We start from the raw sequence: 22,825 nt of genomic DNA, 5'->3' as shown, positions 1-22,825 counted from the left end.
TACGGCTGTGCTCTCAGGCGTAGTGGGAGGCCGGTGCGGCCACGGACGGTCGGATTCGTTGACCTCTCGTCGTCGTCGCACCTAGACTCTTTCCGGAGAAGTATCGGAATATTTCATTCGCATGCTGCTGAAGCGACCGGCCGGGCACTGGCACCCAAGTGGAGGGAGACCCCCGGTGAGCATCAGTACGGCCCACTCCAGACTTCGTACGTTCATCGTGCTGTTCACGACCCTGGCGCTCGCGATCGCGGGGGCGATCGCCGTGGTCGCGGCCAGCCAGCAGCCGGCGCTGGCGGCTGTCGAGGACGACGGTGCGGACTGCCAGGTCGCGCTGCCTGGCACGCTGCCGTCCAACTCCCGGCTTCCCGATCCGTTCCGGAGACTGAACGGCACCCGGATCACGACCAAGGCCGACTGGCGGTGCAGGCGGGCGGAGATCAAGGCGCTGACGGGCAGGTACGTCTACGGCGACAAGCCCGGCAAGCCGGCGTCCGTCACGGGCACGGTCTCCAGTTCGAGCGTGACCGTGAACGTGTCGCAGAACGGCCGGACCGCGAGCTTCTCGGCCGGCGTCCAGCTGCCGACCACCGGTGGTTCCGGCCCGTTCCCAGCTGTCATCGTCGTCGGAGGGTTCGGTGCCGACACCGCGACGATCCGGGCCAGTGGTGCGGCCGTCATCAGCTACGACCCGCTCGCCGTCGGCCGGGAGGGCACGCCGCGCAACAACAAGCAGGGCGCCTTCTACACGATCTACGGCAACACGAGCAGCACCGGCCTGCTGGCCGCCTGGGCGTGGGGCGCGAGCCGGATCATCGACGTCGTCGAGCAGTCCGGCGGCAACGTTCTCAAAGCCGACGCGATCGGTGTCACAGGCTGCTCGCGGTACGGCAAGGGCGCGTTCGCGGTCGGCGTGCTCGACCAGCGGATCGCGCTGACGATGCCGATCGAGTCCGGCAGTGCGGGCGCGCCGATCTTCCGCGGCATTCCCGGCGAGTCCGGAGCGCAGCCGCTGAGCAGTGCCTACAGCGAGCAGCCCTGGCTGGGCGACGCGTTCAGCCAGTTCACCGGCAACCCGAACACGCTGCCGGTCGACACCCACGAACTGGTCGCGATGGTCGCGCCGCGCGGGCTGTTCATCATGGAGAACCCGCACATCGACTGGCTGGCCGCGAGGTCAGGCAGCGTCGCCGCGCTGGGTGGAGCCGAGGTCTACAAGGCGCTGGGCGCGGGAGACAACATCACGTACTGGTCCGACGTGCAGGACGGAACGCACTGCGCGTCCAGGCCCGAGTGGCGGACGCCGTTGCAGCAGAACATCCAGAAGTTCCTGCTGAAGACCGGCAACGCGGCCGGTACGTTCCGGATCTCGAGCCGCAAGGCCGGCAACCTCGCCGACTGGCGCGACTGGACCACGCCCACGCTCACCGACGGCTCCTCCTCGCCGACGCCGACGGTCACGCCGACCGTGACGCCGACGGACACTCCGACCCCTCAACCCGGCGGCTGCTCGGCCACGGTCACGGTCAACCAGTGGACAGGTGGCTTCGTCGCCACCATTCGGGTGACGGCCGGAGGGTCGCCGATCAACGGCTGGTCGGTCGCGATGACGTTGCCGGCGGGAGCTGCCATCACCAGCGGCTGGAGTGCCAACCGGACTGGTGACTCGGGTGCGGTGACGTTCACCAACGTGACCTACAACGGCGCGCTCGCCGCCGGGCAGACGACGGAGTTCGGGTTCCAGGGCACAGGTACGGGCTCGGGCCTGAGCCCGGCCTGCGGTGCCACCTAGCCAGCGAGCTTGACGGGGAGCTCCTCCAGCCCGTGGATCAGGGTCGAGGCGCGCCAGCGCAGGCCGGCCGGCTGCTCGGATGCCAGGCGGAGGCCGGGGAAGCGTTCGAGCAGCCGCCCGATCGCGATCTCGCCCTCCAGCCTGGCCAGCGGCGCGCCGAGGCAGTAGTGGATGCCGTGGCCGAACGCGACGTGCCCACCCGCGGGCCGGGTGACGTCGAGCTTGGACGGGTCGGCGAAGCGGCCGGGATCGTGGTTGGCGGCCAGCAGCGATACCAGGACGAACTCGCCCATCGGGATCTCGACGTCGCCGAGCCGGACGGGCTCGACGGTCCAGCGGAACGTGGCGAGGTTGATCGGCCCGTCGTAGCGCAGGAACTCCTCGACCGCGCCGGGCAGCAACGCCGGATCGGCTCGCAGCAGCTCCAGCTGGGACGGGTTACGTAGGAGGGCGAGCACGCCGTTGCCGATGAGGTTGACGGTGGTCTCGTGGCCGGCGACCAGCAGCAGGAACACCATCGCGATCAGCTCGTGCTCGCTGAGCTGGTCGTTGTCGTCGCTGGCCTCGAGCAGTGCGTGCAGCAGGTCGTCGCCGCCGGAGGCGCGCTTGCGGGCGATCAGGTCGCGGAGGTAGCCCGCCATCTGGCGCGAGGCCGAAACCTCGTCACCGGTGTCGGACAGAATCAGCGCCGACCACTTGCGGAAGTCCGAGCGATCCTCGATCGGCACGCCGAGCAGCTCGCAGATCACGGTGATCGGCAAGGGGAACGCGAACGACTCCAGCAGGTCGACCTCGTCCTGGCCGGCCATCGCGTCCAGCAACGACTCGGTGATCTCCTCGATCCGCGGTCGCAGCGCCTCCACCCGTCGGGCCGTGAACGCCTTGTTGACCAGCCTGCGCAGCCGGGTGTGGTCGGGCGGGTCGGCGTTGAGCATGTGCGCCGACAACGACTGGTCGAAGGTCTCGGCGACCTCGTCGCTCACGTTGTCGTAGGCCCGCATCCAGAACTCCTGGGCGCGAGACATGTCCTTCGACAGCCGCGGGTCGGAGAGCGCGGCACGCGCGTCGTCGTAGCGGGTGACGACCCAGGCCTCGGTGCCGAACGGCAACCGCACCTTGTGCGCAGGGGCCTGTGCGCGTAACAGGTCGTAGACCTCGTGCGGGTCCTGCAGGAACGACTCGTCGATCTCGTAGGGACCGGATTGCGGCCCAGTGTGCGAGGTGGTCTGCGACATGCCCAGTCCAACGTCCTTCCGCGGCTATTCGTGCCGCGATCTTCCAACGGGCCAACGGGATTTGGCAAGGTGTGTGCGTACTGTGCGGTCATACGTCATCGCGGCCAGCCAGCCGCGGGCGAACCGGTCCGGCGGCACCGGCACCCGCTCGTCGAGTGAGGTGGTCCGGGTCTCGCGGGCGGCGTCGGCGAGCTCCTCGAGCAGGTCGGCGGCGGTGCCGAGCTGGCGGTTTCGCAACGCGCCGGCTTCGCGGGCGAGCGTTCTCGATCCGGCGACGACGGTACGGCCGCCGAGCACGACGCGGTGCAGGATCCGCCGAAGGCCGGCCAGCGGGTCGTGCTCGTCGTCGGCCAGTGGGCTCGGTACCAGCGTCGGGTCGGAGCGGCCGGCCAGCTGGTCGAGTCCGAGGTTGACCCGGCCGGCCCAGCGGGCGGGCATCCTGAGCTGCTCGGTCTGGGCACAGGCCAGCGGTGTGACGTACGGCGGGCGACTGGGATCGGCGCGGCAGACCAGGTGTACCTCCATGCCTGGATGGCCGGCGAGGCGACGGAGGTTGGCGACCCAGCGGGCGTTGTCGACGGGGACGGTGGCCAGCAGCGTGCCGCCGTCGACGCTGAGCGCGAGGCCGTCGTCGCACAGGCCGAGGACGGTCGCGGTGAGGAAGACCAGGGTGGTTTCGTTCATCCGGCTGACGTGGTCGAGCTGGTCGGCGAGCGGGCGGCTCCACAGGCCGGCGAGCGGGTCGAGCGTCCAGTCGGAGGCCGGGCCGCGGAGAGCGGTGGAGCCGCCGCCGAGGCTGAGCCGGCCGTCGGCGCTGGCCGACAGCCCTTGCGCGGCGACGCACAGGCGGCCGAGCTCGTGGTGGCCGACCGCCAGCCCGCCGAGGCCGGCGAGCTCGCGGTAGCCGCCGGGGATCGGGGCGACGTTGGAGACCGACCAGAGCCCGCCGTCGGCGTCGGCCAGGTGGGTGACGACGCCGGCGTAGCCCGACGCGGTGTGCACGGACTCGGTGCAGATGCCGTACAGCCGTCTCGGCGCGATCGGGGCGTACGCGCGGCGGGCCACGCCGATCAGCTCCGGGTCGGCGTGGCCCGCCGCGGTTTCGAGCCGGTGGGAGAGGAGCAGCAGCTCGGCGAGGTCGTCGGCGTACCGGTGCAGGCCGAACCCGGGGTCGTCCGCTGAACGGGCACGCAGCTGGGTCGCGACGCGGGTTGCGGTGATAGCCAGCCGGTGCAGCTTTGCCCGGCGGGCGCCGTGCGCGGCGCGCAGGACCGCCGCCAGCCGGAGCGCGTCACCGCCGTGGGCGCCGGACGCGAGCAGGCCGGCGCCCGCGTGCCATGCTTCCGTGGCTGATCGCCGCTGTCGTGGCGACAACTCGACCGGCTCGACTGCGGTGACCTTCGGGCCGGCGGTTGGCTGGTCGGGCTTCGTGTCCTTCGCATCGGGTTCGGCCGCATCGGGTTCGGCATCGGCCAGCTCGAGTTGGTGGGCGACCGCCAGGAGATGTGCGCACCGTGGTGCGAGCAGGCAGGTGCAGCTGAGCTGGGCGGCCTCGGAGAGCTCGGCGCCGGCCAGCGTGACGGTCTCGGAGCCGGTGTCGACCTGCCAGCCGTCGTCGGCCGCGGTCCACTTCCAGCCGGCGGCCAGCTCGGGCTCGGCCTCGATGCGCCGGCGTACCCGTGCGGGTACCGCCTCCAGCAGGGTGGCGAGCAGGCCCGGTGAGATGGCAGGTGGCTTCGCGTTCACCGGGCTCCTTGGCGTACGCGTTCGCCGATCCAGCCGGCCAGCTCGCCCGGTGAGAGCGCGGCCACCGGCAGGCCGGCGCCGGCCACCCGTTCGGCGACCGCCTTGTTGTAGGCGGGTGCGCCTTCGTCGTCGAGGGCCGCGAGTCCGATGCCGTGGGCGCCGGACTCGGCCAGCAGCCGTACTTCGGCGAGCAGCCGTCCGATCGAGGAGCCTTCGTCGAAGTCGGACACCAGCGCGACGATCGTGCGGGTGGGTACGCGCAGCCGGTCGCGGACGTACCGCAGCCCGGCGCCGATGTCGGTGCCGCCGCCGACCGACACCTCCAGCAGCAGCGACAACGGGTCGGGCACCAGCTCGGACAGGTCGACGACGTCGTCGGAGAACGTCACGAGCCGCACCGACAGCGCCGGTACGCCGTGCAGGATCGACGCCACCAGCGCGCTGTAGACGACCGAGCGTTCCATCGACGCCGACACGTCGACCACGACCCAGACGTCCCAGTCGGCGCTGCGCCGGGCCCGCGTCCGGAAGATCGGGCGCTCCGGCACGACCAGCCAGCGGTCGCCGTCGCGGCGGGCGGTGTGGAGGTTGGCCCGCAGCGTGCGGCCGAGGTCGAGCGGGCCGCGCGGCAGCCGGGTCGGCCGTGGCGTGGCCATCCCGCCCAGCGCGGGTCGCATCCGGTTGGCGAGCTCACGGGTCAGCTGTTCGATGATCCGATCGGCCAGCCTGCGCAGAGCGGCGAGCTTCGCCTCGGGCAGCGAGCCGGCGAGTGACAGGACGGTACGCAGCAGGTCGACCGACGGGCGTACCTGTTCGGGGTCGATCAGCGCGAGTGCCTCCACCTGCCCGGCTTCGGCCGCGCGGGTGAGCAGCTCCTCGCGGACGCGCTTGCCGAACAGCGCCTCGATCTCCTCGGCCCACTCGCGCGTGGTCGGCGCGTGCCGGCCGCCGCCCGCGCCACCACCGGTGCCGTCGGGTGCCAGCGTGAGCGAGCCCTCGCCATGGCCGTCACCGTAGAGAGCGTCGAGCGCCGCGCCATACGGTGCGACGTTGGGCTGCAGCTGATCGCGTTCCTGCCCGAGGACGAGCCGCCACCGGTCGATCGGTGAGATCACGGCAACTCCAACGCGTCGACGGCGGCGCGGCCGGCCAGGTCGGCCGATGCCCACAGGGCCAGGGATTCCGGTGGGTAGGCGAGGGGCGCGGCCTCGCCACCGAAACGCTGGGCGATCTCGGTCAGCAGCCGGGCACGGTCGGCGGTGGCGAGGGCTTCGAAGCCGTGGCGCAGGTCGGGCAGTCTGGTCAGGAAGTCGTCGTCGGGCCAGGCGGTTACGCGGTCGACGAGTGGGTCGATCAGGTCGGACGAGGCCTCGAGCAGCGGCGCCGCCACCGTCAGCGCGCCGGACAGGCGGGCCGCGAGCTTGCTGGGTTCGCCGTCGACCCAGCCGACGAGGCGATCGGACAGCTCTCGCTGGTCGCCGGATCCCAACAGCACAAGGGCGGACGCGGCCGCCGCCTCGGCCAGGGGGCCGCCCGTCGAACGCAGCCGGTCGAGCTCCCAGCGCAGCCGTTCCTCGCCGAGCTTGTCGCGCTGGCGCTGGACGAGCTGGACCAGTGCCAACACCGCCCGGGCGTCACCCGCGTCCTGGGAGCCGGCGATGCCGCCCACAGCGCCGACCGCCGCCGCGGCGAGTGCGGCCAGTGCACCGGCAAGTTCCACTTGTCCGGGCTCGATGCCTGGCACGTTGCCGGCGGCGACTCGTTCGATCAGGTCGTACGCGCCGACCAGCTCGCCGAACCCGGCGACCGCCACGAAATCGCGCCGCAGCCGGTCGCCCAGCTCGGCGGTCAGCTCCACCAGCCCGCACTCGGCGGCCGTCGCCAGCAGGCCGGGAAGCGCGGCGGGCTCGTTCAGCCGTACGGTCTCGCGCAGCGCACCCTCGGCGGCGACCCGCAGCGTCGAGCCGTAGCGGCCGGCCAGCTCCAGCGTCGCGGCGGTCGACGGCGTCCAGGAAAGCCACCAGGCCCTGCCGAGCGAGGGCGCGCCGGCGAGGCCTTCGAGCAGCCGCTCGCGCGCGAACTCCACCCGCGCCGCGCGCAGCCTGGACAGCATGACGTGCCGCCGTCGGTCGAGCGGCGAGGTGAACGGGTCGAGCCGGATCTCGTCGCCGCGCCTGGGCAGTCGCAGCTCGGCCAGCAACGCCTCGACGTGCTGCACCAGCCCGGCGCGCGGCGCGGCTTTCGCCAGCCTGCCTTGGCGATTGCCGACCAGGGCGTACTGCGCGGCCCGCGCCACCGCACGCGACCGGCCGAACTCCTCGCCCTGGCCGAGCGCCGTACGCAGCGCCTCGACCAGCTCCCGCCGCCCGGGCGCGGGCAGCCCGCGCAGCACCGCGAGGTCGGCCGCGATCCGGTAGGCCGCCCGGCTGTCGGGGATGCCCGCGACATGTCCGTCCTTACGAAGGCGGGCACACAGCCGCGTGATCAGGTGCGCCGCCGCGTGGTCGATCGCGCCGGGCTCACCGGACGCCTCGTAGACCGCCTGCTGCCACTCGGGGTCGCGGATGCCCGAGGGATAGCCGGATCGCGAGTCGAGCAGGCCGAAGTCGTAGGGCACCAGCGCGCTCACGACCGGAACGGCCTTGCTGCGTGGAGCTTTGTCCGGCAACTCGAGGTCGACCAGGGCGGGTGCGTGGAAGGCGCCGATCACCGCGGCCGGACGTTCGGCGCCGATCTCCTTGATCCGCTTGCGCATCCAGGCCTCGCGGACCAGCTCCGACCGGCCGACGGTGACATTCCTGGGCCCATGCTCGGCGTCGACCCGCCAGGCCCAGCCGATCGCCAGCGCCGCCCGCCGGATCCGTTCGGGCGCGCTGCCGTACGACCGCGCCTCGACCAGCCGGTCCCAGAGCTCTTCGCTGGTGGCGATTCCGGTGGTACGCAGCAGCGCCGCGCCGATCGTGCCCTGCTCGGACCCGCCGGACTCGGCTTCGTGGTGCCCGGACGGCAGGTCGATCGCGTGCACCGGAACGTCGTGCGCGACCGCCCAGCGGATCGCGGCCAGCTCGGGCGAGAAGTCGGCGAACGGCAGGAACGACAGCAGCGCGCCGGTCTTGTCGGCGACCGAAAGTGCGACAGGAGCGACCGTCTCGGGATGCCCGAGCCACGGCAGCCAGTCGTCGAGGTCGGACGGCAACTCGATGAGTACGGCGTCGGGCCCGAGGTCGTCGAGCAGCCGGGGAACGGCCGACGCCAGCGCGGGAGAGTGGTGGCGTACTCCGATCAGGTACGGCGATCGGGCCGCGCTCAGCGTCTCCAACGCGGCTTCGGGATCAGGCAGCTCATTCATCGCCGAGCAGGTGCCTCAGGTCGTACAGCCGCCGCCAGACCTTGGTGCCGGCCTCGGCCCTCCGGCGCACGGTGGAGTCCCAGTAGGCCAGCAGCCGGCCCTGGTCGGCCGGATCGTCCTTGCGTACGGTGCCGACGAGGTAGCCCGGCAGCAGCGCGAGCGGCTCCGGCACCCGGAGGTAGGCCTGCTGCAGGCCGAGCGACGTGGCCAGGCCGACCGCCTCGGCCGTGCTGAGTACGGAGGCCGGACGCTCGACCGGCCAGCCCTCGGCCGACTGCCCGTTGCGCAGGTCGCGGAACGTCGTGACCAGCGCGTGCAGCACGGCGTCGTCGACGTCCAGCGGCCGGCCGTGGCGTTCGAGCGCGCTCGCCGCCTGCCGCCGGACCAGTGCGACCTCGGCGTCGAGGTCGCCGATCGGCGGCACGGTCTCGAAGTTGAACCGCCGCTTGAGCGCCGCGCTCATCTCCGACACGCCCCGGTCGCGGAGGTTGGCGGTCGCGATCACGTTGAACCCGTCGCGGGCGAAGATCTGACCGGCGGGCTCCGAGACCAGCTCCGGAACGGCGATCCGGCGTTCGGACAGGATCGAGACCAGGGCGTCCTGCACCTCCGGCAGGCAGCGGGTGACCTCCTCGACCCGGACCAGCGCGCCGGTACGCATCGCGGTCAGCACGGGTGACGGGACCAGCGCCTCCTCGCACGGGCCTTTCGCGAGCAGCAGGGCATAGCTCCAGCCGTACCTCAGGTGCTCCTCGGTGGTGCCGGCCGTGCCCTGGACGGTGAGCGCGCTGCCGCCGGAGATGGCCGCGGCGAGGAGCTCCGACAGCATCGACTTGGCGGTGCCGGGCTCGCCGACCAGCAGCAGCCCGCGTTCGCCGGCGAGCGTGACCACGGCCCGCTCGACCAGCGCGCGGTCACCGACGAACTTCGGCGTGATCTCGATGCTGTTTCCTGGGCCACGCAGGTGCTCGCCGCCCATCACGAACCGCACGACCGCGTTCGGCGACAGCCGCCAGCCGCGCGGCCGGGGTTCGTCGTCGCTCTCGGCCAGGGCGGCGAGCTCGTCGGCGTAGCGCACCTCGGCCGGCTCTGCCTGCCGGCGGTCATCGGTCATCGGGCGTTCTCCTTCTGCCAGGCCTCGGCGAAGAGCGTGGGCAACGGACGCAGCGGCAGCCAGCGGGGCGGCCAGCCGTGGACCGTGCCGTCGTCGGACAGGTGAAGGCCCACTGAGTCGAGCCTGGCACGTTCGAGCGGAAGGTTCGGCGGCTTGGCCCGCACCCAGGCGCCCGGCAGGAACGCCGAACGGCCCGCCCGCGCGCTTCTCCTCGACCACGAGTCCATGCTCGACCAGGGTGGCGACCGCCTGCCGGTGCCGGCGTCGGCCGTCGGGCGCCTTCTCCGGCCACTTGCGGAACGACCTGCTCGACGCCGAGCGCGAACCCGCGCAGGTCGGCCAGGTCCCCAAGCTCGGTGAGCAGGGCCGCCGGCACCGGGAACGAGCCGAGCATCCACGCCAGCTGGTAGCCGTCGCTGGCGTCGACCCACGTCGTCATGGGACGGATCTTCACACAGCCCGCCGACGGACCTTCGAACCACGCGGCGCCGCTGCGGATCCGCAGGGCGAGCCCGAGATGGCGGGTGGGGGCCTGGATAGGGGAGACTTGGGGCCAAATGACAGCTACCGAACCGACGACCGTTGCCCTGGTGACGCTGGGCTGCGCCCGTAACGAGGTCGACTCCGAGGAGCTCGCCGCTCGCCTGGCCGAGGGCGGTTTCCAGCTCGTCGACGACGCCGAGGACGCTCAGGCCGTGCTGGTCAACACCTGCGGCTTCGTCGAGGCCGCCAAGAAGGACTCCGTCGACCAGCTGCTGGCCGCCTCCGACCTGAAGGAGAACGGCCAGGCCAAGGCGGTGCTCGCAGTCGGCTGCATGGCCGAGCGTTACGGCAAGGAGCTCGCCCAGGCGCTGCCCGAGGCCGACGCCGTGCTGAGCTTCGACGACTACCCCGACATCGCGGCGCGCGTCCGTTCGCTGCTCGAGGGTGACAAACACGAGGCGCACGCGCCCCAGGACCGCCGCAAGCTGCTGCCGATCACGCCCGTGGACCGGGCAGCGGCCGGCCTCGCGGTGCCCGGGCACGCTGCCGTGGCGCCCGACCTGCCCGAGGGCGTCGCACCCGCATCGGGCCCGCGCGTGCACCGGCGACGGCTCGGCAGCGGACCGTACGCCCCGCTGAAGCTGGCCTCCGGCTGCGACCGGCGCTGCACGTTCTGTGCGATCCCGCGCTTTCGTGGCGCGTTCCTGTCCCGCCCGCCGGAGGAGATCGTCGCCGAGGCCGCCTGGCTGGCCACCCAGGGTGTCAAGGAGCTGTTCCTGGTCAGCGAGAACTCCACGTCGTACGGCAAGGACCTCGGCAACCTCCGCCTGCTCGAGACCGAGCTGCTGCCTGCCCTGGCCGCGCTCGACGGCATCGAGCGGGTACGCGTGTCGTACCTCCAGCCGGCGGAGACCCGGCCTGGGCTGATCGAGGCGATCGCCGGGATCGACGGCGTGGTGCCCTACTTCGACCTGTCGTTCCAGCACTCCAGCGCGACCGTGCTGCGCCGGATGAAGCGGTTCGGCGACACCGAACGGTTCCTCGGCCTGATCGAGCAGGTCCGCGCGCTGGCGCCCGAGGCTGGCATCCGTTCCAACGTGATCGTCGGCTTCCCCGGCGAGACCGAGGCCGACGTCGACGAGCTCTGCGGCTTCCTGGAGGCGGCCCGGCTCGACGTCGTGGGCGTGTTCGGCTACTCCGACGAGGACGGCACCGAGGCGGCCGGCTTCCCCGACTCCGAGAAGCTCGACGAGGACGAGGTGCTCGCTCGGGTCGAGCGGGTCACGGAGTTGGCCGAGGAGCTCACAGCCCAGCGCGCGGAGGACCGGATCGGCGAGCGGGTCGAGGTCCTGGTCGAGTCGCTCGAAGACGGCACCCCCGAAGGACGCGCCGAGCACCAGGGCCCGGAGGTCGACGGATCCACGCGGCTGGTGCCGGGCTCGGAGGCGGCGGTCGGAGACATCGTGTCCGCGGAGGTCGTCGAGACCGACGGTGTCGACCTGATCGCGAAGGTCGTCGAGTGATGAGCGACTCGCCGTCCGTGCCGGCTGCCGCCGAACGGCCGAGTGTCTGGAACCTCGCCAACCTGCTGACGCTGGTGCGGGTGGTCCTGGTCCCGGTCTTCGCGTGGCTGCTGCTCAGGGACGGCGGCCACGACTTCGGGTCCCGGATCGCGGCGTTCATCGTGTTCGGGATCGCGGCGCTGACCGACAAGGCCGACGGCGAGATCGCCCGCAGGCGCGGGCTGGTCACCGACTTCGGCAAGCTCGCCGACCCGATCGCCGACAAGGCGCTGATCGGCATGGCGCTGGTCGGGCTGTCGATCGTCGGCGAGCTGTGGTGGTGGGTGACGATCGTGGTGCTGGTCCGCGAGGTCGGCATCACGCTGCTGCGGTTCTGGGTGATCCGGTACGGCGTGATCGCCGCCAGCCCGGGCGGCAAGACCAAGACGTTGCTGCAGTCGGTGGCGATCGGGCTCTACCTGCTGCCGCTGCCAGCGGAGGGAATCGCGCACCGCATCGCCGTTGTCGTGATGATCGCGGCGGTGCTGCTCACCGTGGCGACCGGACTCGACTACCTCGCTCGCGCGTACAAGCTGCGTGCGGAGGGCCGGCGCAGGTGAACCTGCCGGACGCCGGCCGGCGAGCGGTCGCGGAGCGCTGCCGGCAGCTGCTCGCCGCACACCGGGAGACCGTGGCGACCGCCGAGTCGCTGACCGGCGGCCTGCTGGGAGCGGCGCTCACCTCGGTGGCGGGCGCGTCCAGCGTCTACCGGGGCGGCGTGGTGGCGTACGCCGTCGAGCTGAAGGTCAGCCTGCTCGGCGTACCCGCGGAGCAACTGGCCGCGAACGGTCCGGTGCATCCGGACACCGCACTGGCGATGGCGTCCGGCGCGGCCGAGCGGCTGGGTGCGACGTACGGCCTGGCGACCACCGGCGTGGCGGGGCCTGAGCCGCACGGCGCGCAACCGGTCGGGACGGTGTTCATCGCGTGCGCCGATCGCGTCCGTGAGCTGCGGCTTTCCGGCGACCGGGACCAGATCCGCGAGGGTACGGTCGACGCGGCGCTGGAGCTGTTGCAAGAGGTGCTGGCAGACACACACGGTGCGGTGTCGGCATGACAGCCGAAACACGGGTACGGTGGTGATGCCGGTGCAGAAGCGTCCGGTCGTTGGATATGGGCAGAAGGCACAGTGAGGGGAGCGATCACATGGTCTTGGTTCGTCACCTGCTCGGTGGCGTGCTGCGCCGCCAGCGCATGCGGCAGGGTCGCACCCTCCGACAGGTTTCAGCTGACGCCCGGGTGAGCCTGGGCTACATCTCCGAGGTCGAGCGCGGGCAGAAGGAAGCGTCCAGCGAGCTGCTGGCCGCGATCTGCGCGGCGCTGGACGTGCCGCTTTCCACCGTGCTGCAGGAAGTCAGCGAAGAGCTGGCCCAGGTCGAGCAGGGTGTTCCTGCGCAGGCCGCACCGGCAGGCGCCGAGCGCGAGCGCGAACTGGTTCCGGCAGGCGCCGAGCGCGAACGCGAGCTCGTTCCGTCCCGCGACCTCACGCCGACCAACTCGCTCAGCCACGAGTTCACCTCGACGCACGAGCTGTCGGCGACCGGCGAGCTCGAACCGGCTTCGGCGGGTGTGCTGCCGGCGCTGTCGAAGCGGCTGGAGACGCGCCTGATCGACTCGCAGCGCATCTCCACCCCCGACAACCACCCCGACGTGGTCGCTGCCGCCTGACAAAGGCTCCATCGCCGCGGCTCGCCTTCTGGCGGGCCGCGGCTGCTTTTTGTCCAGGGTGGCTGCTGCGGTGGCCGAGTAGCTGCGGTGGCTGCGGCGGCTGGGTTCCTGCGATGGCCGGATGGCTGCGGTGGCAGGCGGCTGCCTTGGGCCGCCGCCGTAGGTCGTTGGCGCTACTGCGGGTCGCCGGTGGTGAGGACGATCGTCACGTCGTCGCCGTCTTCGAGGTCTTCGGCCTTGCGGATCTTGTCCTTCAGCGGTACGAGGTAGCGGCCGTCCTTCGGGATCAGCGCGGTCTTCCACTCGGTCTCGCCGACCTGGGCCTCGACCGGGATGCAGCCCCAGCCATAGCTGAGTACGGACGACATGGCGTGCAGCTCGGCACTCTCCTCCTCGGGCATGCGCACGAAGTAGAACGGCGCCGGCCCGCGCCAGTAGAAGATCTCGCCGCTGAACTCCAGGTGCATGCCGGCCATCATGCCCGCACTCATCGTGGTGGGTCCTCGCCGACCACTCCGTCGATGGCCTCGCGCAGGAGGTCGGCGTGGCCGGTGTGGCGGAGGTAGTGCTCGATCAGATCGATCAGGATCCGCCGGCGGTTCGGGCTCAAGCCGTCCGGCCAGGTCAGCTTCGACGGCTGGTCGAGCGGGCCGTCGGCGAGCACCTCAGCCACCGCCTTCCGGGAACGGTCGACCGCCGCCTGCCAGAGCGTGTAGAGCTCCTCGGGCGTGTCGTCGGCGGCCGTACGCCACTCCCAGTCGCGGTCCTCGTCGTGGTCGACCGCGTCCCACGGGGCCGGCAGCGGCTCCCCGGTCAGGCACGTGGCGATCATTCGTTCCTCGCAGCCGGCCATGTGCTTGATCAGCCCGCCCAGGGTCATGGTCGACGGCGGGTGGGGCTGGTTGAGTCCAGCCGAGTCGACCCCGCCGATCTTCCAGGCGAACTGGGCGCGGACCCGCTCGATGGCGAACAGCAGTCCGTCGGCCTCGGTGGCCGGCGCGGGCACGTCGTCGAAGCTCGTGCCGAGAACGATCTGGTTGCTCATACCGCGCACGCTAAGCTGAATTCCGGACGTTCTGCTTCCGGATCCCGTAAGAAAACTCTGATGCCGTACGACACCAGTCCCACCGCTCGGGCCTTGCTGGCCCTCGAGCTGATCCAGGCCAGCCCTGGCATCACCGCCGACCGGATCGCCGACAAGCTCGGCGTCTCGGAGCGGGCGGCCCGGCGTTACGTCGAGATCCTCCGCGAGGCCGAGATCCCGATCGAGTCGGTCCGCGGGCCGTACGGCGGCTACCGCGTGGGCCGCGGGCTGCGGCTGCCGCCGTTGATGTTCAGCGCCACCGAGGCGCTCGGCCTGGTCATGGCCGTACTCGACGGCCACCACAACGCGAGCGATCCCACCGATCCGGTCGGCAGCGCGCTCGGCAAGATCGTACGAGCGCTGCCCGAGCCGGTCGCCGCGCAGGCCGAGGCGGTCCGGCGCGCGACGGCGCCTGCCCCGGACCGGTCCGCCGCGCGGCCAGATCCCGGCACGACAACGGCGCTCGTGCAGGCCTGCGGCAACCGGCAACGGGTCCAGCTCGGGTACCGCTCGGAGGCGGGCACCGAGTGGGTCTCGGAGGTCGAGCCGTGGGCGGTCGTCGTACGCCATGGCCGGTGGTATCTCCTGTGCCGCGCGGTGTCGAAGGACGCGATGCGGGCGTACCGCGTCGATCGGGTGCGTTCGGTCGAGGTGCTCAACCAGACGTTCACCGTGCCGGCCGATCTCGACCCGGTGGCGATGCTGGAGGAGCACCTGTCGGCGGGCTGGGAGTACGACACCGAGGTCGTCATCGACGGGTCGTTCGACCGGATCGCTCGCTGCGTGCCGCGCACGCTGGGACGGCTGGAGGCGGTCGGGGAGGAGACCTGCCGGCTGGTGGGGACCACGAGCAACCCCTACTGGTACGCCGAGCTGCTCGCCGCGATCCCGGTGCCGTACCGGATCGTCGGTGGCCCGGAGCTGAAGCACACCGTGCGCCTGCTCGGCGAACGGGCGCTCGCCGCCGTCGTGGCGGACGACGACAGCAGCCCGCCTGCCGAGCCGGAGTAGCACCGCTTACGTCGTCAGGGCGAAGGCTGGAGGAGGTCGGCGATCGCCGCGATGCCGCTCCGGATCGCCCGCTCGGTGAGGTTCCCGAGGCCGAGTACGAGCTGTGGCGGCGTGGTCGAGCCGTCGGCGCGGCAGGTGCTCATGCCCTGCAGCCCGACCCGGCGGGCCCGGGCGGCGGCGATCACCGCGGTCTCGGTGGTGCCGGCCGGCAGGTGGACGACGGCGTGCAAGCCGGCCGCGAGCCCGGTGAGCCGGACCTCGGGTGCATGGGTGGCCAGCGCCTCGGTCAGCACCTCTCGGCGCCCGGCGTAGATCGCTCGTACGCGGCGCAGGTGCCGGTCGAACCGGCCCGACTCGATCAGCTTCGCCAGCGTCAGCTGGTCGGGCAGTGGTGAGCCCCGGTCGGCGAGCTGCTTCTCCTCGGCGACCGCGTCCAGGAGCTCGGACGGGCACACCACCCAGCCGAGCCGGATCGCCGGCACGAGCGACTTGCTGACGGTCCCGATCGTGGCGACGCGGTCCGGCGCCAGACCCTGGATGGCACCGACCGGCTCGCGGTCGTAGCGGAACTCCGCGTCGTAGTCGTCCTCGATCACGAAGCCGCCGGTCCGGTTCGCCCAGGCGACCAGGGCGTGCCGGCGTTCGGGTGCTAGGACGACCCCGGTCGGCCACTGGTGCGCGGGCGTGGTGACCACGGCCCGGGCGCCGGTGGCGGCGAGTGCTTCGACGTCCAGGCCGTGCTCGTCGACGGGGACGGGCAGCGGCTTCATGCCCATCCGCCGGGCGGCGGTGACCGTCGTACCGTCGCCGTAGCCGGGGTCCTCGAACGCGATCACGCGGACGCCGGACCGGTGCAACGCCCGCAGCGTCAGGCCGAGCCCTTCGGCGAACCCGCCGCACACCACGATCTGCCCGGCGCCCGCGGCGACCGCTCGTACGCGCCGCAGGTAGCCGGCGAGGACGTCCCGCAGGATCTCGCTGCCGCGCGGGTCGCCGTAGTCCAGGGCCGCCGTCGGCACGTCGCGGATGCCTTCGCGCTGCGCCCACATCCAGTCGGTGCGCGGGAAGCTCGCGAGGTCGGGTACGCCGGTGGCGAAGTCGGCGATCAGGCGTTGGGCCGCGGCTGCCGGTGCCGGAGGAGGCGAGGCCGGTGTGGCGCCTGTGTTCGGGGTCGTACCGGTGGCGGCGACGCGGGTGGCGGAGCCGACCTGGGCGGTGAGGTAGCCCTCGGCGTAGAGCTGGGAATAGCAGTCCTGGACCAGGCCGCGGGAGACGCCGATCTGGCGGGCGAGCTCGCGGGAGGAGGGCAGGCGTTCGCCGGGCTCGAGGCGGCCGCCGCGGATGGCGTCACGCAAGCCGTTCTCCAGTTGCGATCGCAACGGCTCCGGTTGGGAGCGGTCGATCGTCAGGAGGAGTTGCGGCCCGAGGCCGGCCCACTCGATCGGCACGAGATCCGAGCGTAGTGGTCAGCAGCAGGACGCATCCGACGATGACCAGTCCGGTGCTGTACCCGGTCCAGCCGGTCAGCAGCCCGAACCCCGCCGCACCCAGACCCAGCCCGCCGTCGTACGCGACGCTCCACAAGGCCGTGGCCACGCCGTAGCCGGAGGCGGGCATCCGGTCGTACAGCATCGCGAGGCTCGCGTTCTGCGCGACGCCGAAGCCGGCGCCGAACACCACGCTGCCCGCCAGCACCGCGACCGGGCTGCCGGCCCACACCATGCCGAACACGCCGGCCGCGGCCACGACGACGCTGGCACCAGCAGCCGGGCCGCGCCGTGCCGGTCGCCCCAACGGCCGGCCCAGCAGCGGCTCGCGGTCGCGGCCACCGACTGCAGCAGCAGGGCCGGCGCGGCCAGGCCCGACGCGCCGGCCGTCAGCGCACCCGGCAGGAACGTCACGAACACGCCGGCCGCCATCGCGGTCGAGCCGAACAAGAGCGCCGGCCGCACCAGTGCGCCGGTACGCAACGCGGACGCCAGGCTCGGCCCGGCCGGACCGCTGGTCTCGCCGGCCGCGACGGTACGGCCGGACGGCAAAGCCGCCACCGCGGCCAGCCCGGCCAGGGCGACGGCCGCGCCGGCGACGAAGACCACGGGGTACCCGGCCCGCTCGGCCAGCCACAGTCCCAGCGGCATCCCGAACACAGCCGGCAGCCCGGCGACGATGCCCAGCAGGCCCAGCCCCTCGCCACGCCGTTCGGCCGGCACCAGCTCGGCACCTAGCGTTCCGCAGACGACGAACAGGATCGCGAGACCGACACCGCGCAGCAGGCCGCTCGCGGCAACGGCGTACCAGGTTGTCAGCAGCGGCAGCAGCAACGCGGGCAACCGAGCAGCAGCAGGCCGGCGGCGAGCACGGGCCGGGCGCCGAACCGGGCCACCGCCCGCGGCGCCGCGAACTCCGCGGCGACCGTCGACACCATCAGCGCGGCGGTGGTCAGCCCGGCGCCGGATCGGCCCGCGCCGTGCTCGGCCGCGTACGCCGGTACGACGGAGAGCAGCAGGTAGAAGCCGGTCAGGCCGGCGAAGTCGGCCAGGCAAACGGCCAGCAGCGGCCGGGTCAGCAAGCGAGTGGTGGTAGTCCCAGAAGTAGTCATGGAGTGAACGTAAGTCCGCCAACCGGCCCGGCATCAGGTCCAATTCCCGCTCGGATCAGTGGTCCGGTTGCGCGCAAGTGGACCACTCTCCGGTCGTCGAATTGGATCTGCTGCCGGCCCGGTGTTCCCGCCTACGTTTCTCGTGTCGCCGAACTTCCGGCGGCTCAACCGAGCTCCACCCGAGCCAAACCGAGGAGAACATCATGGGAAACGTCGTCGTATCCGAGTTCGTCACGCTGGATGGCGTCATCGAGGACCCGGGCGGTGCCGAGGGCTTCGAGCACGGCGGCTGGAGTTTCAAGCATCCGGCGCCGGACGGCATGCGGTTCAAGTTCGAGGAGCTGCAGGCGGCCGACGCCCAGCTGCTGGGCCGGGTCACCTACGAGGGGTTCGCGGCCGCCTGGCCGACGATGCAGGACAAGAGCGGGTTCGCCGAGAAGATGAACTCGATGCCGAAGTACGTCGTGTCGCGCACGCTCGCGGATCCCGCCTGGACCAACACCACCGTGCTCTCGGGCGACCTGCCGCCGGAGGTCGCCGCGCTGAAGCGGCAGTACGCCGGCGACATCCTGGTGGCGGGCAGCGCCGCGCTGGTCGCGGCGTTGCGCGAGCACGATCTGGTCGACGAGTACCGCCTGATGGTGCACCCGGTCGTGCTGGGCACCGGCAAGCGGCTGTTCGAGGGCGGCACCCCGGCCGAGCTGAAGCTGGTGGAGTCGCGCAGCGTCGGCCCGGACGTACTCCTGCTGACCTACCGGCCGGCCCGGTCCGAGTGAGCCGCATCGGGAGCGGCGGGCTGGCACGAGGCGCACCACCACACCATGCGCCCGTCCAGCTCGCCGCGGCTCACCTTCGTGCCACATCGCAGGCAGGGCCGGCCGTCCCGGCCGTAGACGTAGTGCTGCCGGCCCTTGCGCAGGTCGCCGGTCGTCGCCTGCTCGGGGTGCTCGCGGTTGAGGTGCAACAGCCGGCGCGCCAGCTTCACCATCGCGGTCAGGTCGCCGGCCGCGCGTACGGGCGTCGTCGGGTGGATGCCGCGCAGGAACAGCACTTCGGCGCGGTAGAGGTTGCCGATGCCGGCGAGGTTGCGCTGGTCCATCAGCGCCTCGCCGATCGTCCGTTCCGGCTGGGCGGACAACCGCCGGACGGCCTCCGCCGGATCCCAGTCGGCGCCGAGCAGGTCCGGCCCGAGATGCCCGACGATCGAGGCCTCGTCGGCCGTCGGTACGAGGTCGACGCGGGCCAGCCGCCAGCCGATCGCCAACGCACGTTCGGTTTCCAGCAGCGCCCGGACCGGCTCCTCGGCCGGCGGATGGCGGGTGCCGGGCCTGCGCAGCCACCACGATCCGTCCATGCCGAGGTGCGTTCGGAGCGTCAGCCCGGAGTCCAGCCGCGTGAGGATGTGCTTTCCGCGCGAGACGACCTCGAGGACGACCTGACCGGCCAGCTCGGCGGTGGCGTGCTGCGGAACCCTCAGGTCGGCGGCCGTCAGCGGCAGGCCGGCCAGCGCCGTGTGCAGCCGCCGCGCGGTCTGCCAGACCGTGTCCCCTTCTGGCATGTGGCTCATTCTCCCGCGCCGGACGCTTGACCTTGTCCCTGGCGTCAACGTCGAGGCTGGTCCGCATGCAGAGAGTTCTGATCACCGGCGGAGGCAGCGGGATCGGCCGGGCTGCCGCGCGTGCGTTCGCCGGCCGCGGCGCCCACGTCCTGATCGTCGGCCGGACGAAACGGGCGCTTGCCGAGACCGCCGACGGCGTCCCAGCCATCGAGCTGTTCGAGACCGACATCACCGCTCCGGATGCTGCCGAGGCGATCCTGGCCGCGGCGGAGGAACGGCTCGGCGGGCTGGACGCACTGGTGAACAACGCCGGCGTCATGCGTCCGCAGCCGCTCGGCGCGCTCACCGACGCCGACATCGCCGCGCAGCTCGAAACCAACCTGGTCGCACCGATCCGGCTCACCCAGGCCGTGCTGCCGCTGCTCGAGCGCACCCACGGCACGGTGGTGAACGTCGGCAGCATGCTCGCCTCGAACGGCCGCGGCTGGACGCGGACCTCGGTGTACGGCGCGAGCAAGGCCGCGCTCGACTACCTCACGCGGACGTGGGCGGTCGAGCTGGGCCCGCGCGGAGTCCGCGTCATCGGTGTCTCGCCAGGCGTGACGGAGACGGCGATCGTCGAGAACGGTGGCGTGCCGGCCGAGCGGGCCGAGCAGGCCCGGGCCGCGTACCTGACCGGGATCCCGCTCGGCCGGCTGGCCGTACCGGAGGAGGTCGCACACTGGATCGTGGAACTGTGCACGCCGTCGGCGGCCTACCTCACGGGCACGGTGCTCGTGCTGGACGGCGGTATGGCCGTGGCCTGAGACCTGAGTCCTGGAGGAGAGCGACTGTGCGGATCGGCGAGCTGGCACAACGGACGGGCGCCACGACGCGCGCCCTTCGCTACTACGAGAGCCAGGGCCTGCTGTCCCCGGACCGGCGACGCAACGGCTACCGCACGTACGACGAGTCCGATGTCGTACGGGTCGGCAACATCCGCCACCTGCTCGCGCTCGGCCTTCCCAGCGAAGCCATCAAGCCGTTCCTGCTCTGCGACGCCGACGGCGACGTCCGGGTGGCACCGGCCTGCGAGGAATGGGTGCGCGTCGCCCAGCTGCGGCTTTCGGAGCTGGACGAGCGGATCGCCGAGCTGCACGTGGTACGCGACCGGCTGGCCCGCACCGTCGCGAGGCGGCGGGCGGAGCTGTTCGGAGTAGGCAACTCCGAAGCGGAGTAGCGGGCGTACGGCACTCTTGGGTGATGGACTTCCACGACGTCGTACACCGCCGACGCATGGTGCGCAACTTCGACAAGACGAAGCCGCTGGATCCGGCGATCGTCGAGCGCATGCTGGAGAACGCCCTGCATGCCCCGTCCGCGGGGTTCAGCCAGGGGTGGGGCTTCCTCGTCCTGTCCACACCGGACGACGTGGCGCGCTACTGGAAGGCCACCGTCGAGGACGAGTTCCGCGACAGCTGGCTGTCGGCGATGATGAACGCCCCGGTGCTGATCGTCGCGTTGTCGAACAAGCAGGCCTATCTCGACCGCTATGCCGAGCCCGACAAGGGCTGGGCCGACAAGGACGAGTCGCGGTGGCCGGTGCCCTACTGGGACATCGACACCGGGATGGCGGCGCTGCTGATCCTGCTCACGGCCACCGACGAGGGTCTCGGCGCGTGTTTCTTCGGCATTCCGCCGGCCAAGACCGCGAGCTTCCGCGGCGAGTTCGGCGTGCCCGACACCTACCAGCCGGTCGGCGTGATCGCTGTCGGGCATCGCCTGCCGGACAAGAAGTCACCGTCGCTCACGCGTGGCCGGCGCGGCCTCGACGAGGTGGTCCATCGCGGCCAGTGGGGAACCACGGCGATCTAGTCTTCGCTCGCCGCCACCTGCTTGGCGAAGCCGGCCAGTCCGTCCAGTCTCAGCGCGGTCGCCCACTCGTGCACTTCGGCGGCCAGCACCCGGCCGGTTTCGCCTTGCCCTGCTTCGATCTCGAGCTCGGCGAGCATGAGCTGCTCGGCCAGCGCACCGGGTACGAAGCCGGCCGCCTGCCGAAGCCGTCGCGAGCGCAGGTGGTAGTCCCGGGCGGTCTCCGGGTCGGCGTGCGCACCCAGATGACGCAGGGCGTACGACGTGAGGATGTCGTTGCCCTGCTGCTCGCCGACCGCCAGGGCTTCGGAGTAGTGCGGGTCGGCGCCGCTCGGGTCACCCACGACGTTCTCGGTGACGATGCCGCGCCAGAACGCCGCCCAGCCCCTGCCCGGTCCGGTGCTCGGAGCGGTCGCGTGGATCGTGGCGGCCCGTTCGGCGAACGAGGCCTTCAGCTCGGCGGAGTGCCGGTCCGGACGGACGAACGCGCCGGTGTCGTCGAACAGCCTGCGGCTGTAGTCCTGGCGGAGGCGCAGCAGGCCGACCTCCCAGCGCAGCTCCGGATCCCCGGAGCGGTCGGCGGCCGCCTCGAGTGCCGCCACCGCGGGCTCGCTGCTGTTCGTACGCAACCAGAAGTCGCGTTCGAGCTCCAGTTCAGCGCGGGCCAGCAGGATCACCGGATCGGCGGAGTCATCGGCGGCGAGCAGGTTGGCGCCGAGGTCGAACTGCCCGGCGCGCATCAGTGCTGTGACGGCAGCTGCCACAGCCGCCGTGCGTTGATCGTTCGCGGTCATGACGAATACGATACTTCACTGGCGAAATATTCGCTGGAGAAAATTGCGCCACGATACGGTGTGCTCCATGCGGGACTGGATCGACGAGCAGGTCGAGCGCTGGATTCAGCAGGTGCCCGAGATCGACCCGCTGGTCGAGGCGATCACCACCCGGCTGACCGTGCTGGCCAGGGAGCTGTCGCGGCACCGGCAGGCCACGCTCAACGAGTACGGCCTCGAGGTCGGCCAGTGGAAGACGCTGCGCGACCTGCGGGCGCTGGGAGAGCCGTACGCCGCGACGCCGACCGAGCTGGCAGCGCTCGCCAGCGTCTCGCCCGCCGCGATGACCAAGCGGCTGGACGGCATGGAGGCCGCGGGTCACGTCACGCGCAGCCACGAGCCAGGCGACCGGCGGCGGGTCACCGTACGCCTGACCGAGCAGGGCCTGACCGCGTTCGAGGCGAGCGTCGCCGACCAGGACCTGCGTGAGAAGCAGATGCTCTCCGGCCTCACACAGGAGCAACGGGAGCAACTGGCCGGTCTGCTGAGGCTGCTGGTCCTCGGCGCGGCGAACCCTGAGTGATCCCCAGGGAGTTTCGGGGTTGGTGCAGGACAGTTCCGGATGGTGGGCGGCCTCGCCGGAGGGCAGGCTTGAGCCATGACGACGACGAACCTCACCGACATCAAGAACAACATCCAGAACGAGCTCCAGGGCAAGAAGCTGGTCCGCCCCCGTGAAGGTCGCATGATCGCCGGTGTGTGCGCCGGCATCGCGAACTACCTCAAGGTCGACCCGGCGATCGTCCGGCTGGCCACTGTCGTACTGGCCGTCTTCACCGCTGGTACGGCTGCCCTGATCTACGCCGCCGGCTGGATCCTCATGCCGGAAGAGGAGACGTACGACATCACGTCGGCGACGTGATCTCGTGGTGGGCCGGGCCTGCCGCTCGCTAGCTGACCATGACCGTGTGGCCGGCGCCTTCGATCCCTGACAGGATCGTGG

Annotated in this window: 24 protein-coding genes and 1 pseudogene; 12 read left to right on the top strand and 13 right to left on the bottom strand. The window is 71.8% G+C overall.

All coding sequences use genetic code 11. The annotated features are described in order from the left end of the window. Positions 1 to 175: 175 nt before the first annotated feature. Positions 176 to 1,789 (top strand): glucuronyl esterase domain-containing protein, encoded by a 1,614-nt coding sequence (locus ACYVF6_RS31895; protein ID WP_460526424.1) that lies wholly within the window; start codon positions 176 to 178, stop codon positions 1,787 to 1,789. Here ACYVF6_RS31895 and ACYVF6_RS31890 read toward each other — a convergent pair. From ACYVF6_RS31890 to ACYVF6_RS31865, 6 genes are read right to left on the bottom strand one after another with little or no spacing between them, the layout of a single operon-like run. After that, positions 1,786 to 3,024 carry a cytochrome P450 family protein gene (locus ACYVF6_RS31890; protein WP_460526422.1) on the bottom strand — a complete coding sequence of 413 codons (1,239 nt, stop codon included), beginning with the start codon at positions 3,022 to 3,024 and terminating at the stop codon, positions 1,786 to 1,788. The two genes, ACYVF6_RS31895 and ACYVF6_RS31890, sit on opposite strands and share 4 nt — an antisense overlap. Before the next feature lie 24 nt (positions 3,025 to 3,048). After that, positions 3,049 to 4,770 carry a hypothetical protein gene (locus ACYVF6_RS31885; RefSeq protein WP_460526420.1) on the bottom strand — a complete coding sequence of 574 codons (1,722 nt, stop codon included), beginning with the start codon at positions 4,768 to 4,770 and terminating at the stop codon, positions 3,049 to 3,051. Further along, positions 4,767 to 5,885: a vWA domain-containing protein gene (locus tag ACYVF6_RS31880; RefSeq protein WP_460526418.1), complete on the bottom strand. Its 1,119-nt coding sequence runs from the start codon at positions 5,883 to 5,885 to the stop codon at positions 4,767 to 4,769. The genes ACYVF6_RS31885 and ACYVF6_RS31880 overlap by 4 nt, the downstream gene beginning before the upstream one ends. Continuing rightward, positions 5,882 to 8,119: a DUF5682 family protein gene (locus ACYVF6_RS31875; protein WP_460526416.1), complete on the bottom strand. Its 2,238-nt coding sequence runs from the start codon at positions 8,117 to 8,119 to the stop codon at positions 5,882 to 5,884. The genes ACYVF6_RS31880 and ACYVF6_RS31875 overlap by 4 nt, the downstream gene beginning before the upstream one ends. After that, positions 8,112 to 9,233, bottom strand: a complete 1,122-nt coding sequence (locus tag ACYVF6_RS31870) for an ATP-binding protein (RefSeq protein WP_460526414.1) — start codon at positions 9,231 to 9,233, stop codon at positions 8,112 to 8,114. Before ACYVF6_RS31870 ends, ACYVF6_RS31875 begins: the two co-directional genes overlap by 8 nt. After that, positions 9,230 to 9,460, bottom strand: a complete 231-nt coding sequence (locus tag ACYVF6_RS31865; protein WP_460526412.1) for a hypothetical protein — start codon at positions 9,458 to 9,460, stop codon at positions 9,230 to 9,232. The genes ACYVF6_RS31870 and ACYVF6_RS31865 overlap by 4 nt, the downstream gene beginning before the upstream one ends. 330 nt (positions 9,461 to 9,790) lie before the next feature. Between ACYVF6_RS31865 and rimO the strand changes: the two genes are divergently transcribed. The 4 genes and pseudogenes from rimO to ACYVF6_RS31845 form a co-directional block, all read left to right on the top strand. Then, positions 9,791 to 11,239 (top strand): MiaB/RimO family radical SAM methylthiotransferase, encoded by a 1,449-nt coding sequence (gene rimO, locus ACYVF6_RS31860; RefSeq protein ID WP_460526410.1) that lies wholly within the window; start codon positions 9,791 to 9,793, stop codon positions 11,237 to 11,239. Further along, on the top strand, positions 11,239 to 11,838 hold the full coding sequence (gene pgsA, locus ACYVF6_RS31855) for a CDP-alcohol phosphatidyltransferase family protein (RefSeq protein ID WP_460526408.1): 600 nt from the start codon (positions 11,239 to 11,241) through the stop codon (positions 11,836 to 11,838). Before rimO ends, pgsA begins: the two co-directional genes overlap by 1 nt. After that, positions 11,835 to 12,335, top strand: coding sequence for a CinA family protein (locus tag ACYVF6_RS31850; protein WP_460526406.1), 501 nt, complete (start codon positions 11,835 to 11,837; stop codon positions 12,333 to 12,335). The genes pgsA and ACYVF6_RS31850 overlap by 4 nt, the downstream gene beginning before the upstream one ends. Before the next feature lie 89 nt (positions 12,336 to 12,424). Next, positions 12,425 to 12,658: pseudogene (locus ACYVF6_RS31845) on the top strand (helix-turn-helix domain-containing protein); the annotation flags it as partial. A gap of 461 nt (positions 12,659 to 13,119) precedes the next feature. Here ACYVF6_RS31845 and ACYVF6_RS31840 read toward each other — a convergent pair. After that, positions 13,120 to 13,437: a DUF1905 domain-containing protein gene (locus ACYVF6_RS31840; RefSeq protein ID WP_460526404.1), complete on the bottom strand. Its 318-nt coding sequence runs from the start codon at positions 13,435 to 13,437 to the stop codon at positions 13,120 to 13,122. Beyond that, a complete protein-coding gene (locus ACYVF6_RS31835; protein WP_460526402.1) occupies positions 13,434 to 13,991 on the bottom strand; it encodes a mycothiol transferase in 558 nt (185 codons plus the stop codon). The genes ACYVF6_RS31840 and ACYVF6_RS31835 overlap by 4 nt, the downstream gene beginning before the upstream one ends. Positions 13,992 to 14,051: 60 nt before the next feature. Between ACYVF6_RS31835 and ACYVF6_RS31830 the strand changes: the two genes are divergently transcribed. Further along, entirely contained in the window at positions 14,052 to 15,041 is a 990-nt protein-coding gene (locus ACYVF6_RS31830; RefSeq protein ID WP_460526400.1) for a helix-turn-helix transcriptional regulator, read from the top strand. Positions 15,042 to 15,055: 14 nt separating this feature from the next. Here ACYVF6_RS31830 and pdxR read toward each other — a convergent pair whose 3' ends face one another. The 3 genes from pdxR to ACYVF6_RS31815 all read right to left on the bottom strand — a co-directional run bounded on the left by pdxR (position 15,056) and on the right by ACYVF6_RS31815 (position 17,640). After that, positions 15,056 to 16,489 (bottom strand): MocR-like pyridoxine biosynthesis transcription factor PdxR, encoded by a 1,434-nt coding sequence (gene pdxR, locus ACYVF6_RS31825; RefSeq protein ID WP_460526398.1) that lies wholly within the window; start codon positions 16,487 to 16,489, stop codon positions 15,056 to 15,058. A gap of 75 nt (positions 16,490 to 16,564) precedes the next feature. Then, positions 16,565 to 17,371, bottom strand: coding sequence for an MFS transporter (locus ACYVF6_RS31820; RefSeq protein ID WP_460526396.1), 807 nt, complete (start codon positions 17,369 to 17,371; stop codon positions 16,565 to 16,567). After that, complete coding sequence (locus tag ACYVF6_RS31815) at positions 17,344 to 17,640, bottom strand: hypothetical protein (RefSeq protein ID WP_460526394.1); 297 nt, start codon at positions 17,638 to 17,640, stop codon at positions 17,344 to 17,346. Before ACYVF6_RS31815 ends, ACYVF6_RS31820 begins: the two co-directional genes overlap by 28 nt. A 203-nt stretch (positions 17,641 to 17,843) precedes the next feature. Between ACYVF6_RS31815 and ACYVF6_RS31810 the strand changes: the two genes are divergently transcribed. Beyond that, positions 17,844 to 18,416, top strand: a complete 573-nt coding sequence (locus tag ACYVF6_RS31810; protein ID WP_460526392.1) for a dihydrofolate reductase family protein — start codon at positions 17,844 to 17,846, stop codon at positions 18,414 to 18,416. On the opposite strand, the gene ACYVF6_RS31805 is transcribed toward ACYVF6_RS31810, so the two are convergent. Continuing rightward, positions 18,392 to 19,198, bottom strand: a complete 807-nt coding sequence (locus tag ACYVF6_RS31805; RefSeq protein ID WP_460526390.1) for an Fpg/Nei family DNA glycosylase — start codon at positions 19,196 to 19,198, stop codon at positions 18,392 to 18,394. The genes ACYVF6_RS31810 and ACYVF6_RS31805 overlap by 25 nt on opposite strands. A gap of 65 nt (positions 19,199 to 19,263) precedes the next feature. Here ACYVF6_RS31805 and ACYVF6_RS31800 point away from each other — a divergent pair, with 65 nt between their 5' ends. From ACYVF6_RS31800 to ACYVF6_RS31790, 3 genes are read left to right on the top strand one after another with little or no spacing between them, the layout of a single operon-like run. Continuing rightward, positions 19,264 to 20,004, top strand: a complete 741-nt coding sequence (locus ACYVF6_RS31800) for an SDR family NAD(P)-dependent oxidoreductase (protein ID WP_460526388.1) — start codon at positions 19,264 to 19,266, stop codon at positions 20,002 to 20,004. A gap of 26 nt (positions 20,005 to 20,030) precedes the next feature. Next, a complete protein-coding gene (locus ACYVF6_RS31795; RefSeq protein WP_460526386.1) occupies positions 20,031 to 20,417 on the top strand; it encodes a MerR family transcriptional regulator in 387 nt (128 codons plus the stop codon). A 23-nt stretch (positions 20,418 to 20,440) separates the two neighbouring features. Next, a complete protein-coding gene (locus ACYVF6_RS31790; protein ID WP_460526384.1) occupies positions 20,441 to 21,052 on the top strand; it encodes a nitroreductase family protein in 612 nt (203 codons plus the stop codon). On the opposite strand, the gene ACYVF6_RS31785 is transcribed toward ACYVF6_RS31790, so the two are convergent. Further along, positions 21,049 to 21,843, bottom strand: a complete 795-nt coding sequence (locus tag ACYVF6_RS31785) for a hypothetical protein (protein ID WP_460526382.1) — start codon at positions 21,841 to 21,843, stop codon at positions 21,049 to 21,051. The two genes, ACYVF6_RS31790 and ACYVF6_RS31785, sit on opposite strands and share 4 nt — an antisense overlap. 67 nt (positions 21,844 to 21,910) lie before the next feature. Between ACYVF6_RS31785 and ACYVF6_RS31780 the strand changes: the two genes are divergently transcribed. Both ACYVF6_RS31780 and ACYVF6_RS31775 read left to right on the top strand, forming a co-directional pair. After that, on the top strand, positions 21,911 to 22,405 hold the full coding sequence (locus ACYVF6_RS31780) for a MarR family winged helix-turn-helix transcriptional regulator (RefSeq protein ID WP_460526380.1): 495 nt from the start codon (positions 21,911 to 21,913) through the stop codon (positions 22,403 to 22,405). 75 nt (positions 22,406 to 22,480) lie between these two features. Next, a complete protein-coding gene (locus ACYVF6_RS31775; protein WP_460526378.1) occupies positions 22,481 to 22,744 on the top strand; it encodes a PspC domain-containing protein in 264 nt (87 codons plus the stop codon). The last annotated feature ends 81 nt before the right edge of the window (positions 22,745 to 22,825 follow it).

It is taken from the genome of Flindersiella endophytica, from assembly GCF_054779015.1.
This window is presented reverse-complemented; position numbering and strand designations above follow the sequence as displayed.